Origin of the sequence: Buttiauxella massiliensis (genome assembly GCF_902500225.1) — a bacterium.
Classification (GTDB): domain Bacteria; phylum Pseudomonadota; class Gammaproteobacteria; order Enterobacterales; family Enterobacteriaceae; genus Buttiauxella; species Buttiauxella massiliensis.
Map to the genome: position 1 here is coordinate 1 of NZ_LR722648.1, position 14,615 is coordinate 14,615.

Annotated in this window: 16 protein-coding genes; 1 reads left to right on the top strand and 15 read right to left on the bottom strand. The window is 49.8% G+C overall.

What is annotated here, in order from left to right:
* Positions 1-180: 180 nt before the first annotated feature.
* The 14 genes from ptsG to yceD all read right to left on the bottom strand — a co-directional run bounded on the left by ptsG (position 181) and on the right by yceD (position 12,434).
* A complete protein-coding gene (ptsG, locus tag GC128_RS00005) occupies positions 181-1,614 on the bottom strand; it encodes a PTS glucose transporter subunit IIBC (protein ID WP_151992585.1) in 1,434 nt (477 codons plus the stop codon).
* 301 nt (positions 1,615-1,915) lie between these two features.
* Positions 1,916-2,710 (bottom strand): metal-dependent hydrolase, encoded by a 795-nt coding sequence (locus GC128_RS00010; RefSeq protein ID WP_151992586.1) that lies wholly within the window; start codon positions 2,708-2,710, stop codon positions 1,916-1,918.
* Between the two features lie 11 nt (positions 2,711-2,721).
* Complete coding sequence (gene holB / locus GC128_RS00015) at positions 2,722-3,729, bottom strand: DNA polymerase III subunit delta' (RefSeq protein WP_151992587.1); 1,008 nt, start codon at positions 3,727-3,729, stop codon at positions 2,722-2,724.
* Positions 3,729-4,367, bottom strand: coding sequence for a dTMP kinase (tmk, locus tag GC128_RS00020; RefSeq protein WP_151992588.1), 639 nt, complete (start codon positions 4,365-4,367; stop codon positions 3,729-3,731). Before tmk ends, holB begins: the two co-directional genes overlap by 1 nt.
* A complete protein-coding gene (yceG, locus tag GC128_RS00025) occupies positions 4,357-5,379 on the bottom strand; it encodes a cell division protein YceG (RefSeq protein WP_151992589.1) in 1,023 nt (340 codons plus the stop codon). Before yceG ends, tmk begins: the two co-directional genes overlap by 11 nt.
* Positions 5,380-5,389: 10 nt before the next feature.
* Entirely contained in the window at positions 5,390-6,190 is an 801-nt protein-coding gene (gene pabC / locus GC128_RS00030) for an aminodeoxychorismate lyase (RefSeq protein WP_151992590.1), read from the bottom strand.
* 114 nt (positions 6,191-6,304) lie between these two features.
* Positions 6,305-7,546, bottom strand: a complete 1,242-nt coding sequence (gene fabF, locus GC128_RS00035) for a beta-ketoacyl-ACP synthase II (RefSeq protein WP_151992591.1) — start codon at positions 7,544-7,546, stop codon at positions 6,305-6,307.
* Positions 7,547-7,633: 87 nt separating this feature from the next.
* Positions 7,634-7,870 (bottom strand): acyl carrier protein, encoded by a 237-nt coding sequence (gene acpP / locus GC128_RS00040; protein ID WP_034456161.1) that lies wholly within the window; start codon positions 7,868-7,870, stop codon positions 7,634-7,636.
* A gap of 155 nt (positions 7,871-8,025) precedes the next feature.
* Complete coding sequence (gene fabG / locus GC128_RS00045) at positions 8,026-8,760, bottom strand: 3-oxoacyl-ACP reductase FabG (RefSeq protein ID WP_034456162.1); 735 nt, start codon at positions 8,758-8,760, stop codon at positions 8,026-8,028.
* 13 nt (positions 8,761-8,773) lie between these two features.
* On the bottom strand, positions 8,774-9,703 hold the full coding sequence (gene fabD / locus GC128_RS00050; RefSeq protein WP_151992592.1) for an ACP S-malonyltransferase: 930 nt from the start codon (positions 9,701-9,703) through the stop codon (positions 8,774-8,776).
* Positions 9,704-9,720: 17 nt separating this feature from the next.
* Positions 9,721-10,674 carry a beta-ketoacyl-ACP synthase III gene (locus tag GC128_RS00055; RefSeq protein WP_064517907.1) on the bottom strand — a complete coding sequence of 318 codons (954 nt, stop codon included), beginning with the start codon at positions 10,672-10,674 and terminating at the stop codon, positions 9,721-9,723.
* 5 nt (positions 10,675-10,679) lie between these two features.
* Complete coding sequence (gene plsX, locus GC128_RS00060; protein ID WP_151992593.1) at positions 10,680-11,714, bottom strand: phosphate acyltransferase PlsX; 1,035 nt, start codon at positions 11,712-11,714, stop codon at positions 10,680-10,682.
* 11 nt (positions 11,715-11,725) lie between these two features.
* Positions 11,726-11,896, bottom strand: a complete 171-nt coding sequence (gene rpmF / locus GC128_RS00065) for a 50S ribosomal protein L32 (RefSeq protein ID WP_034456167.1) — start codon at positions 11,894-11,896, stop codon at positions 11,726-11,728.
* Between the two features lie 16 nt (positions 11,897-11,912).
* Positions 11,913-12,434: a 23S rRNA accumulation protein YceD gene (gene yceD, locus GC128_RS00070; RefSeq protein WP_034456169.1), complete on the bottom strand. Its 522-nt coding sequence runs from the start codon at positions 12,432-12,434 to the stop codon at positions 11,913-11,915.
* A 140-nt stretch (positions 12,435-12,574) separates the two neighbouring features.
* Here yceD and GC128_RS00075 point away from each other — a divergent pair, with 140 nt between their 5' ends.
* A complete protein-coding gene (locus GC128_RS00075; RefSeq protein WP_151992594.1) occupies positions 12,575-13,159 on the top strand; it encodes a Maf family protein in 585 nt (194 codons plus the stop codon).
* A 38-nt stretch (positions 13,160-13,197) separates the two neighbouring features.
* Here the strand turns inward: GC128_RS00075 and rluC are convergent, their stop codons facing one another.
* Entirely contained in the window at positions 13,198-14,154 is a 957-nt protein-coding gene (gene rluC, locus GC128_RS00080; protein WP_193216209.1) for a 23S rRNA pseudouridine(955/2504/2580) synthase RluC, read from the bottom strand.
* Positions 14,155-14,615: the final 461 nt, after the last annotated feature.

The window sequence follows — 14,615 nt, forward strand, 5'->3', positions numbered from 1 at the left end:
CGACTTGTTCGACAACGGCCAATTTAAAGGATAGAGGGTAATCGCGTTGCGTGCGTTTAACGTACTGGTTCATCACATTTTCCTCATAGTACGAGTTAAATGTGTCAACGCTATTTAGGACGGGTCATGGCAATAAAAAAGGGAGGCCAGTGGCCTCCCTTAGTTCTCCCCAACTACTTCTTAGCTGTTACGGATCCACTCATCCATTTCAGTTTTCAGGTTATCGGATTTAGTACCGAAGATTGCCTGAACACCTGAACCAGCTACAACTACACCTGCTGCACCCAATTTCTTCAGGCCAGCCTGGTCGACTTTAGAAATGTCAGCCACGCTAACACGCAGACGGGTAATACACGCATCCAGGTTAGTGATGTTTTCTTTACCGCCGAAAGCGCTAACCAGAGCTGGTGCCATTTCGCTTGTGGAAGTGGTAGTAGTCTCTGAAGTTGCGTCTTCACGACCTGGAGTTTTCAGGTCCAGCGCTTTAATCAGCACACGGAACACGGTGTAGTAAATCGCCGCGTAGCACAGGCCAACAATTGGGAACAACCACAGTTTGCTGCTGTTTCCGCTCAGCACGATGAAGTCAATCAGACCGTGAGAGAAGGAAGTACCGTCACGCATACCCAGAAGGATACAGATTGGGAACGCCAGGCCTGCCAACACCGCGTGGATGATGTACAGGATTGGAGCAACGAACATGAAGGAGAACTCGATTGGCTCGGTAATACCGGTCAGGAACGAGGTCAACGCAGCGGAGATCATGATACCGCCGACTTTTGCACGGTTCTCAGGTTTAGCTGAGTGCCAGATTGCGATAGCCGCAGCAGGCAGACCGTACATTTTAAACAGGAAGCCACCAGACAGTTTGCCCGCAGTTGGGTCACCTGCCATATAACGTGGGATATCGCCGTGGAATACCTGACCTGCAGCGTTGGTGTATTCACCAATTTGCATCTGGAATGGAACGTTCCAGATGTGGTGCAGACCGAATGGTACCAGGCAGCGCTCGATGAAGCCGTAGATACCAAACGCAACAACCGGGTTCTGGTATGCAGCCCACTGAGAGAAGGTCTGGATAGCCGTACCAATTGGAGGCCAGATGAAGGACAGCACAACGCCCATGAAGATCGCAGCCAGACCAGAGATGATCGGCACGAAACGTTTACCGGCGAAGAAGCCCAGATACTCAGGCAGCTTGATACGGTAGAAACGGTTAAACATGTAGGCCGCAATCGCACCCGCGATGATCCCGCCCAGAACACCGGTATCAGCCAAGTGTTTTGCAGTGATCTCTTCTGCAGGAAGATGCAGAACCAGCGGTGCAACAACTGCCATGGTTTTAACCATGATGCCGTAAGCGACTACAGCAGCCAGCGCAGAAACGCCATCGTTATTCGTGAAGCCTAACGCCACACCGATAGCAAAGATAAGCGGCATGTTGGCGAATACTGAACCGCCCGCTTCCGCCATAACATGAGAAACCACTGCTGGCAGCCAGCTGAAGTTTGCAGAACCGACGCCCAGCAGGATACCTGCGATAGGCAGTACGGATACTGGCAACATCAGCGATTTACCCACCTTTTGCAGGTTAGCAAATGCATTCTTAAACATAATTGAGAGTGCTCCTGAGTATTTGTGCTTTTTTTTACGCGTTATGCGCATCGGTCTGGGGGGAGATCCAGCCCATTAACAGGCATCTAAGTGCCTTTTGATTTATTACGCAGAGTAAAATAAATCGAAGAAAGTTTGTTTGACGGCTATCACGTTTCTCAAACAGCCCAGTGAAAAACTTTCATAAGTTTACATTATGCGTATCTGAATGTTACAAAAACAGCCTTCACCGCCATTTTTATGGCGGTGAACTTTACTCGCTTAGATAATTAATTACGAGCTTTAAAATAAGTCTGATTTATCATGCGGATTGCAAGCGGGAGTCAGGAATATGGAACAAAGTGGCGAAGTTTTTTGTCGTCGCAACGGCCAATTCCTCAAGTGAAACACCTTTCAGTACCGCCATATATTCCGCTACATCGCGCGTCATTGCCGGTTGGTTTTCCTTACCGCGGTGCGGTACTGGCGCAAGATAAGGTGAATCAGTCTCCACCAGTATGCGATCCAGTGGCACATAACGCGCCGCATCCCTGAGTTGTTCAGCATTGCGGAAGGTCACAATGCCGGAGAAAGAGATGTAAAAGCCCATATCGAGCAATTTTCCAGCAGTTTCTCTGTCTTCCGTAAAACAGTGTAGTACCCCACCGCAGTCTGTCACTTTCTCTTCGCGCAGAATGGCCAGGGTATCGGCACGAGCATCACGGGTATGAACAATCACTGGTTTGTTAAGCTCGCGGCCAATCTGAATGTGATGGCGGAATGATTCCTGCTGGCGTGGCTTGGTTTCCGGAGTATAGAAATAATCCAACCCGGTCTCCCCCATTGCCACCACACCCGGATCTGCGGCCAGGCGGCGAAGTTCTTCAACATCATATTCTTCGGCCTGGTTTAGCGGGTGTACACCACACGAATAAGCTACGTTCTGGCGCTCGCCCACCAACTGACGCATATCGCGATAACCTTCTAGCGTCGTCGCAACTGCAAGGCAGAACTTCACATCGCGCGCGGCAGCTTTTTCCAGGACATCATCGACGCTTTTGTGTAGGGATTGATAATCGAGGCCATCAAGATGGCAATGTGAGTCAACCAGGAACATACAAATACTCTTTAAAGATGGAAGGTAGGAAGGACAGCACCCGGTTGCATTAAACGCTCCCAGGTGAGCAATTGTTCAGTCAGCATTAATTCTCGGTTCACACCCACAACACTTAACAGTGTTTCACGGCATGAAAACCAACTATGCAGTATAGCTTGTAGCATCGCAGGGGTTGCGCTGGAGGCAAGGTTTGCTACCAATGTGTGTTGGTCATCATTGGTCAACCAAGTTGTAGCCCCTTGCTGCCATTTTAGTGCATCCACCAAAAGAGAGCATAACCAGTGAACACGGACAGTTGCATCATCGCTATTTAACGCGGGCAATAACGCCAGCATGTTTTTAGTCACACAGGCCTCATTGAGTTTGTCACACAGCAACTGCCGATGTTTCCACTGCTCGGGTTGCAGCAACGCCAAAGCGCCTGCTGGTGCTCCAGAACTTAAACGTAACGCAGCACGCAATTGTGCGTTATCAAGAGTGATTTCCCGTGCCAGCCAGGCAAGGGCAAAATTTTCATCCGGTGGAGTCAAATACCAGTACAGGCAGCGGCTTCTGAGCGTGGCGGGTAAACGAGCCGGTTCGCGGCTACCCAGGAAAAACCAGGTGTTCGCTGGCGGCTCTTCAAGCGTTTTTAACAGCGCATTGGCGGCCGCTTCAGTAAGCAGTCCGGCATCTTCAAGCCAGACGACTTTTGCCCCGCCCTGCTGAGCATGGCTGTAGAGCTTCTCAGTAATTTCGCGGATAGCGTCAATGCCAAGGCTTGATTTGCCTTTCTCGGGTGCAACCACATAGCTGTCCGGGTGCGTACCGGCCTGCATCAACTGGCAACTGCGACACTGGCCGCAGCTTTTACTCCCTTGTGGTTTCTGGCACATCAACCAGCGGGTGAGTGCGTAAATTAACGCGTCATCACCCATACCGGACAATGAATGAAGCAGTAATGCATGGTGCCCACGCCCGGCCTGATACTGGCTGAGTATTTGCTCAAACGGCGCGCGTAACCATGGATACCATTTCATTAGACCAGCCCCTTAGCCCACTCAAGTACGGCGTTACGCACGTCTTGCGACACTTCATCCAGCGATTGTGTTGCATCAATCGTATGAATACGGCTGTCGGCTGCTGCGAGTTCAAGGTAACGCGCACGGGTGCGGTTAAAGAAGTCGACAGACTCCTGTTCGATGCGGTCTAGCTCGCCACGCGCACGCGCACGTGTCAGACCCACTTCTGGCGTGACATCAAGATAAATCGTCAGGTCCGGGTAAAAATCACCAAGCACGGTGTTACGCAGTGCCATCAGTAATTCCTGATCGATGCAACGACCACCGCCCTGATAAGCCTGAGTAGAGAGATCATGGCGATCACCTATCACCCAGGCACCACGTGACAATGCCGGTTTGATAACCGTTTCCACCAGTTGCACACGTGCCGCGTAGAACATCAGCACTTCGGCTTTATCAGTAACGATTTCATCACCGATACCTTTGTTGTTCAGCGTCAGCTCGCGCAATCTCTCAGCAAGAGGGGTACCGCCGGGCTCACGCGTGAACACCAGATCGGTTACTCCCAGTTCTTTTAAAGTCGCAACTACCACGTTGTGCGCGTTAGTTTTCCCTGCTCCTTCGAGCCCTTCAATGACGATAAATTTACTGACCATTCTTATCCTTCAGCGCTTTGATATACACCTGCACAGCCTGGTTATGGCCAGCAAGGTTGGTATTGAATGTGTGACCGCCCTTTCCATCAGCGACAAAATAGAGATACGGCGTTTTCGCAGGGTGAGCGGCAGCCTGTAGCGATGCATTGCCTGGAATCGCAATTGGCCCAGGCGGCATACCGCTAATCACATAAGTATTATACGGTGTAGGCGTTTCAAGATCTTTACGTGACAGCTTACCGTTGTAGCTTTCACCCATGCCGTAAATTACCGTCGGGTCAGTTTGCAGACGCATGCCGATACGCAGACGGTTGATGAACACCGATGCGACCTGATCGCGCTCTGCTGCAACAGCCGTTTCTTTCTCGATGATCGAGGCCATAGTGACCAAATCATTTTGCGTTTTGTACGGTAGCCCCTCTTTTTTACCATCCCAGGCAACCTGCACCGCTTTGAGCATCCGTTCATGAGCACGCTTTAAGAGGGCAATATCTGTGGTGTTTGCGGTGTACAGCCAGGTGTCAGGGAAAAACCAGCCTTCAACCCATTCCGGGTTTTCGAATTTTAAGGCCTCGGCGACGGTCGCATAGCTGTCATCTTTAAGCTTGTGTTGAATGTATGGCGCTTCACGCAATTGTTTAAGCCAGTCACTCAGGCGAGTCCCTTCCACAAAGCGAATAGGGAACTGCGCTTCTTTGCCGCTCGCTAACAGTTTGAGCATCTCACGCACGGTCATTTGTGGCGTAAAGCGGTAAGTACCCGCTTTAAATTTCGCGAGATCGGGTTCAGCTTTAAGCAGCCACTGGAATACACGCGGGCGGTTTAGCAGCTTTTCATCATAAAGCTGTTTACCCAACGCCAGGCGACCGGTGCCTGGCTTAAGGGTGAAAATGGTTTCTTGCGCAATAGTCAGGTGACTGTTAGCGAGCTGGCGGACTTTGTATAAGCCAACGCCTGCCGCCACGCCAAATACCACTAATAGCAGCAGAAAGAAACGTAGCATCTTTTTCATCGTTAATCGGTTACTCACAAAGTGGTGCTAAAAATTGATAAAGCTCGCGAGATTCAAATCGCCATAATTCAGCCTGGTTCACAGGGACAACCGGCATCAATGCATTGCAAATGAGTAACTCGTCGGCTTGAGCCAGACTTTCAGGACGCTCCCGCACTTGCGTTACTTGCCAGGGTGAGTCTGCAAGACAGGCAATAATATGCTGGCGCATCGTGCCGTTTACACCAGATTTATCCATATAAGGGGTAAAGACCTGAGATCCTTTACGCCAGAATAAATTAGCGGCACAGCATTCCGTAAGCCACCCATCACTGTCAAGAACCAGGGCTTCCTGGGCTTGCGTCTGTTCAAGATGCGTACGAATCAGCACTTGCTCGAGCCGGTTCAGGTGTTTAATTCCGGCAAGATGCGGATTGATGCCCAATCGAATGGGGCTTAATGCCAGGGTAATCCCCTGCTCACGCCATTGTGGATAAAACGAAGGGTAAGCTGAAACGCTGAGTAGCCGTGTCGGATGTTGGCAATTTGCTGCACTGTAACCGCGCCCACCGCTACCACGAGTGATCATCACTTTTAGTACGGCTTGTGATTGTGACAATGCAAGCTGCTGCATTTCACTTTCCAGCAGTGACCATTCGACAAACGGGATAAGAAGTTTTTCACAGGCTTGTTTTAAACGCCCAAGGTGCTGCGCTAAAAAGCGAACGCTACCATCTTTGACCCGTGCCGTCGTAAAACAACCATCGCCAAACTGCACTGCGCGATCGTTCGCCGGTAGATTTGCCGTTAACTCACCATTGATTAAATACATCATCGTTCCTCAATGTTCCGTGAATTAAGAGTGCCAGTGTGGAAGATTTGCAGCAAGAGGGGGAAACTTTAGATGTATAAAGGGCCCGCAAGCGAGCCCTTTATTATTAGCAGGTTAGACCTTTTTAAAGATCAACGAGCCGTTTGTACCACCAAACCCGAAGGAGTTACACAGAGTGTATTCCATTCCTGTTACCTGGCGCGCTTCATGTGGGACAAAGTCCAAATCGCACCCTTCATCAGGATTATCGAGGTTAATCGTTGGCGGAATAGCCTGGTCGCGAAGTGCAAGAACAGAGAAGATTGACTCTACCGCTCCAGCAGCACCTAACAGGTGACCGGTCATAGACTTGGTTGAGCTCACCAGAACACGGTAGGCATCTTCACCAAAAATAGACTTAACCGCTTGCGTTTCAGCTTTATCGCCTGCAGGTGTTGAGGTGCCATGCGCATTAACATAGCCCACCATGCCCGGAGTCAGACCTGCATCACGCAGAGCATTTTCCATGGCCAGTGCAGCACCCGCGCCGTTTTCTGGCGGAGAAGTCATGTGATAAGCATCGCTGCTCATACCAAAACCAACGACTTCTGCGTAGATTTTCGCGCCACGTTTTTTAGCATGTTCGTACTCTTCGAGTACCATCATGCCCGCACCATCACCCAGTACAAAGCCATCACGGTCTTTGTCCCACGGACGGCTCGCCGCTTGTGGGTTTTCATTACGGGTAGAAAGTGCACGCGCAGCACCAAAGCCGCCCACGCCCAACGGAGTACTGGCTTTTTCCGCACCACCTGCCAGCATAGCGTCTGCATCGCCATAAGCGATGATACGCGCTGCCTGACCGATGTTATGCACACCAGAAGTACACGCTGTAGCAATGGAAATACTTGGACCACGCAGGCCGAACATAATGGTCAGGTGACCTGCCACCATATTCACAATAGTAGACGGTACAAAGAATGGGCTGATCTTACGTGGACCACCGTTGACCAACGAGGAGTGGTTCTCTTCGATAAGACCCAGACCACCAATACCAGAACCAATTGCGGCGCCGATACGGATTGCATTCTCTTCCGTTACTTCCAGACCAGAATCCAGCATGGCCTGGTGGCCAGCAACAATTCCATATTGAATGAAGGCATCCATTTTGCGCTGTTCTTTGCGCGAAATGATGTCGTCACAGTTAAAATCCTTTACTAAGCCAGCAAATTTCGTTGCATAGGCGGTAGTATCGAAATGGTCGATTAGGCTGATGCCACTCTGACCGGCAAGGAGAGCTTTCCAGGTAGACTCTACGGTATTGCCGACAGGAGACAACATGCCCAGTCCGGTCACAACTACACGACGCTTAGACACGTTTGTCCTCCAGGGAGGGAAAAAATAATACTAGTGGGACACTTAGATAAAACTCAGGCGGTCGAATGACCGCCTGGAGATGTTCACTTACGCTTGGTGACCGTTGATGTAATCAATGGCAGCCTGAACGGTGGTGATTTTCTCAGCTTCTTCGTCCGGAATCTCAGTATCAAACTCTTCTTCCAGAGCCATTACCAGCTCAACGGTGTCAAGAGAATCAGCGCCCAGGTCCTCTACGAAGGAAGCGGAGTTGATAACTTCTTCCTGCTTAACGCCCAGTTGTTCGCCGATAATTTTCTTAACGCGTTCTTCGATAGTGCTCATACTCTTAAATTTCCTATCAAAACTCGCTTTCGCGATGGTTTTCGTAGTGTATAAAATGTTGAAAAAGATGCAACTAAATCCCGGCAGGTCATACCACGATTTTACGCTATTTTGCGGGCATTCGCCCAAATAACGCAAATAGTTTTATCTTGCGGTTAAACCATGTACATTCCGCCATTGACGTGCAGGGTCTCACCAGAGATGTAACCCGCCTCGTCAGAGGCTAAAAATGCAACAGCACTGGCGATTTCTTTTGCGTCGCCTAAACGACCCGCTGGAACTTCCGCCAGTATACCCGCACGCTGTTCATCAGAAAGCGCACGTGTCATGTCCGTTTCAATAAAGCCCGGAGCAACAACGTTTACAGTAATACCTCGGGACGCAACTTCACGTGCCAGAGATTTACTGAAACCGATCAGACCTGCTTTCGCCGCAGCGTAGTTAGCCTGACCAGCATTTCCCATGGTACCAACCACAGAACCAATAGTGATAATACGACCATGACGCTTTTTCATCATAGCGCGCATTACCGCTTTTGACAGACGGAAAACTGATGACAGATTGGTTTCGATGATATCGTTCCATTCGTCATCTTTCATGCGCATTAACAGGTTATCACGAGTGATACCGGCATTATTAACCAGAATGTCGACTTCGCCAAATTCTGCGCGAATATTTCCTAAAACAGCTTCGATAGAAGCTGGATCGGTAACATTAAGCATATAACCTTTGCCGTTATCGCCCAGATAATCACTGATCGCCTGCGCACCACTTTCACTGGTAGCAGTACCGATAACTTTCGCACCACGGGCCACTAAGGTTTCCGCGATTGCGCGGCCAATACCGCGGCTTGCGCCGGTTACCAGCGCAATTTTTCCTTCAAAACTCATGGTTTTCCTCGTCTTATTGCTCGAGCGCTGCTGACATCGCTACCGGCTCGTTAATGGCCGATGCAGTCAGTGTGTCAACAATACGTTTTGTTAGGCCAGTCAATACCTTACCTGGCCCTACTTCCAGCAACTGGGTCACACCCTGCGCTGCCATAAATTCTACTGACTTAGTCCACTGTACCGGGCTGTAAAGCTGGCGTACCAGAGCACTACGAATAGCTTCCGCAGAGGTTTCACATTTCACGTCAACGTTGTTCACAACCGGAACAACTGGAGCATTGAAAGTAATATCTTCCAGCGCAACGGCAAGTTTATCTGCCGCAGGCTTCATCAATGCACAGTGAGATGGCACACTAACAGGCAGTGGCAGAGCACGTTTTGCACCAGCGGCTTTACAAGCTGCACCGGCACGCTCTACAGCGTCTTTGTTACCCGCAATCACAACCTGACCAGGTGAGTTAAAGTTCACCGGAGAAACCACTTCGCCCTGTGCTGCTTCTTCACAGGCTTTTGCAATAGACGCATCATCAAGACCGATGATGGCATACATTGCGCCTGTGCCCGCTGGGACCGCTTCTTGCATCAATTTGCCGCGTAATTCAACCAGACGCACCGCATCTGCGAAATCAATGACGCCAGCACAAACCAGAGCAGAGTACTCGCCCAGGCTGTGTCCTGCCATCATTGCAGGAGTTTTGCCACCCAGCTGCTCCCAGACACGCCATAATGCGACAGAGGCTGCCAGCAATGCTGGCTGAGTTTGCCAGGTTTTGTTCAGTTCTTCAGCCGGACCTTGTTGAGTCAGCGCCCACAAATCATAGCCCAGCACATCAGAAGCTTCACGGAAGGTTGCTTCAACAACAGGATTAGCTGCTGCGATTTCTGCCAGCATACCAACTGCTTGCGAACCTTGCCCTGGAAAAACAAAAGCAAATTGAGTCATGGTTAAATCCCTAATAATCAAAAACGAACCAGTGCTGAACCCCAGGTAAAGCCACCGCCGAAGGCTTCGAGCAATACCAGTTGGCCACGTTTAATCCGCCCGTCGCGTACCGCTTCATCCAGCGCTGCCGGAACAGAAGCTGCAGAGGTATTACCGTGACGATCCAGGGTAACGACCACATTATCGAGTGACATGCCGAGTTTTTTGGCCGTCGCGCTGATAATGCGCAGGTTAGCCTGATGCGGAACCAACCAATCCAGATCGGAACGATCCAGATTATTCGCCTCAAGGGTTTCATCAACAATGTGCGCAAGCTCTGTAACTGCGACTTTAAAGACTTCATTACCAGCCATCGACAGGTGAATCGAATTTTCAGGATTCACGCGGTCGACATTCGGTAGCGTCAACAGTTCACCATAGCTACCATCAGCATGCAGGTGGGTTGAAATAATACCAGGCTCTTCAGAAGCACTCAGTACAACCGCCCCTGCACCATCACCAAAAATAATAATTGTGCCGCGATCGGTAGGATCGCAAGTCCGTGCCAGCACATCAGAACCAATAACCAGCGCATGTTTTACTGCGCCGGATTTCACATATTGGTCTGCCACGCTTAATGCGTAGGTAAAACCGGCGCAAGCGGCTGCAACATCAAATGCAGGGCAGCCTTTAATCCCTAACATTGCTTGTACCTGGCAGGCAGCACTTGGGAAAGCGTGAGTTGAAGAAGTTGTGGCAACGATAATCAGCCCAATTTCAGACTTATCGATTTCTGCCATTTCAAGCGCACGCGTAGCCGCAGCAAAAGCCATTGTTGCAACGGTTTCATCTGGCCCAGCAATTCGACGTTCACGAATACCTGTACGGGTGACAATCCACTCGTCAGAAGTATCCACCATTTTTTCCAGGTCGGCGTTGGTACGCACGTGTTCTGGCAGATAGCTACCAGTACCAATAATCTTCGTATACATGTACGTCAGTCACTCTTGGGTAATACAGATTCCAGGCGGGCAGCAATCCGTTTAGGAACTTGCCGCACCACCGCCTGCACTGCCTGTTCTATCGCGACAACAAACGCTCGCTGATTGGCCGCTCCGTGACTCTTAATCACTGTGCCGCGCAATCCTAACAGACAGGCGCCATTATACTGGTCGGGGTTGAGGTGACTGAATCGCCTTGTCAGGCTTTTTTGTAACCAATGCTTCAATATAATTAGCCACCACGACCTTTTTTTCCCTTCGCCCTGTGATTTCAAAAGCGAGAGGAACATCCTTGCAACCCCTTCCATCGTCTTGAGGGTGACGTTACCGACAAAACCATCGCAGACCAGCACGTCGGTTTTTCCCGTCAACAACTCGTTCGCTTCAAGATAACCAATATAGTTGATAGAAGGCATTGTTTTTAATAAAGCTGAAGCATCGCGAATGCTATCAAGACCTTTCGTCTCTTCTTCGCCGATGTTCAGCAATGCGACACGTGGAGAGTTGATGCCGAGGAGTTCCTCAGCCATCACTGAACCCATTATCGCAAATTGCACCAGCATATTACTGTCACAATCCACATTCGCGCCAAGATCAAGCACGACTGTTTTACCTTTTTGCTGATGCGGCAATACTGTCATCAACGCCGGGCGCTCAATCCCTTCAATCGGTTTGAGCAATAATTTGGCCAGGCCCATCAGAGCACCGGTATTTCCTGCACTGACGCAAGCTTCTGCTCGCCCTTCTTTTACTAACTCAAGCGCCACTCGCATTGAGGATCCACGACTATTCCGGATCGCATGCGAAGGTCTTGCATCACTAGCAATAACCGACTCCGCAGGAACTATCTGCGCACGTGAGCGTTTTTCAAAATCAGCTTTGGCAAGTAATGGCGTGATGGCGTCGGGGTCGCCGACTAATAGAAGGTTTAACTGAGAGTTAGAGTCCAGTGCCTGCAATGCTGCAGGCACTGTCACGGAAGGACCGAAGTCCCCACCCATGGCATCTAACGCAAGGGTTAGACGTCTCAAGGTATCGCCAATTACTTAGCGATAACCTTGCGACCGCGGTAGAAACCGTCGGCGGTGATGTGGTGACGCAGATGAGTTTCGCCAGAAACTTTGTCCACGGACACTGCTGCTGTGGTCAGCGCGTCATGGGAACGACGCATGCCACGTTTAGAACGGGTTGGTTTATTCTGTTGTACGGCCATGGACCTTACTCCTTAATTACTTATGCTTTAAACTGGCTAATACGGCAAATGGGTTTGGTTTCTCCGCCTCGGAAGGCAGTTTGCCAAATACCATGTCCGCCTCGGACACTTCACAGTGTTCAGAATCATGCACCGGAACAACTGGCAAGGAGAGGATAATTTCATCTTCAACCAGCGCCAGAAGATCGATTTCACCAAATTCGTTGACCTGAACTGGTTCATATCCTTCCGGGAGTGCTTCAGCCTGCTCGTCTTTGACGATCGGGCTAAAACAATACTGTGTGTAAACCTGATGGGCAAATGGCTTTCCGCAACGCTGACACGCCAATGTTACCGAAACTTTCGCATCACCAGTAAGAACTGCGAGGCGTTGGTTATCGATGGCAAATGACATATCGCATTCCACATCACTGTCTACACTGACTACAAACTCGGCGACACGCTCCACCTGAATAGGGGTGTAAACACCCGTGTAATCAAGGCGTTTTTGAGCCGTACGAACCGGATCGAGAGTCAGGGGTAATTTTACTTTTTGCATAGGGCGCGCATATTAACTTTGTAACGTCATAGAGTCAAAGAAAAAGCCTGTAAACAGTGCCTTTTCTACTTATTCGCACACATTGCGGTGGCATAGTTTAAAATGCCTTTTCTCGGATCGCTATCATTAATGAAAAAAATATGACGCAAATTATTCTGGCCTCAACTTCGCCATACCGTCGAGAGCTGCTTGAAAAGCTCGGCATGCCCTTTATCACCGCGGCCCCACAGCTCGATGAAACGCCAATTCCCGGTGAGGATGCCCGTCATCTCGTCATGCGACTAGCGCAAGCCAAAGCACAGGCGTTGAGCCCGGAGTACCCAAATCATTTGATTATCGGCTCAGATCAGGTCTGCGTTTTAGAAGGGAAAATCGTCGGCAAGCCGCACACAGAAGAAAAAGCAGTCGAACAATTGCTGATTGCGCGCAACAGTATTGTTACTTTTTATACCGGCCTTGCACTTTATAATTCCTCCGCTGGGAATTTACAGGTGATTTGCGAACCCTTTGATGTGCACTTTCGTCATCTGAGTGAGCAAGAAATCCGCAATTACGTGCATAAAGAACAGCCGTTGCAATGTGCCGGAAGTTTTAAGAGTGAAGGTTTGGGCATTACGTTGTTTGATAGGCTTTCAGGAAAAGATCCCAATACTCTGGTGGGCCTGCCGCTTATTAGCTTGGGTGATATGCTGCGCAACGAAGGTGTCAATCCGTTGCTGATATAAGTGGCCAAGGGTGGATAGCTCCACCCTGGCAGCAACAACTATCGCGCGTTGTTACGCAATACAGTAAGACAACGCTTTAGCTTCTCATCCAGCGGTGCTTCAACTCGCATAATTTCACCGGTGTTAGGATGAGTGAAGCGCAAGGCCGCAGCGTGCAAGAACAAGCGATTCAGACCCGTTCCTGCGAGTTGCTTATCAAACTCACGATCGCCATAACGATCGTCAAACGCAATCGGGTGGCCTGCGTGAAGCGTGTGCACACGAATCTGGTGAGTTCGCCCGGTAATCGGGCTACAACGCACAAGTGTGGCAAACTCGTAACGTTCTTCCACTTTAAAACGCGTCTCTGAAGGTTTCCCTTCGCTATTTACGCGCACAATGCGCTCACCGCTTTGCAAAATATTCTTAAGCAACGGAGCCTGCACAGATTTCACATGCGATTGCCATTGGCCACGAACTAGCGCCAGGTAATCCTTCTGCATTCCTTTTTCACGCAGTTGCTCGTGTAACGAACGTAATGCAGAACGTTTCTTCGCAACCAGCAAAATACCGGAGGTATCACGGTCCAGACGGTGCACAAGCTCAAGGAAACGCGCTTCGGGGCGTAAAGCACGCAACCCTTCAATTACACCGAAGCTCAGACCGCTGCCGCCATGGACTGCCGTACCCGATGGCTTATTTAGTACCAGAATGTGGTCGTCTTCATAGAGAATCGCATCGGTCAATGCCGCCACTTTTTGCAGATGCGGGGAAACCGCCTCTTCTTCACGTTCAGCAACGCGAACTGGTGGAATACGGATTTCGTCACCATCCTGAATTTTATATTCAGGCTTGATGCGTTTTTTATTCACGCGCACTTCGCCTTTACGCAAAATGCGATAAATCATACTTTTCGGTACGCCTTTTAAGCGCGAGAGCAAAAAGTTATCGATACGCTGCCCGGCTTCGTCGGACGAAATGGCAACGATTTGTACTGAAGGTGTCTGAGTTTTCATGGTCGGCGATTCTAAATAGCGTGCGCGCATAGCGCCACTCATTTTTATGTGCTTAACTGAGAAATTGCCTGGTTTTAAGTCGCCTGACTCTCCTTTTTCAAATTTCTGCGACGCACAGCGAAAAAGTGAGTTAAAAAACTGTAAGAAACGAGGCATCAAAGGCAAAAGTCATCTTGCTATAATAAGGTTAGCAATGGAATAATGTTGCGGTTTTCCGTGTTGATACTTGTTAGAACAAGGAATTTTGCGGAATTACCAGTTTTGCCTGAATGTTCATCCACGCAGCAATGGCGTAAGACGTATTGTACTTTCAGGCAGTTAGCGGGCTGCGGGTTGCAGCCTGACCGGTAAAATGGAATCAACTCTTAAGAAATTTTCTAAGGTTATTCCCACGATAATTGCGCTGTATTTCCGTATGAAATACAGGCTACCGACACTTTGCGCCTCTCAGCAAGCGACAA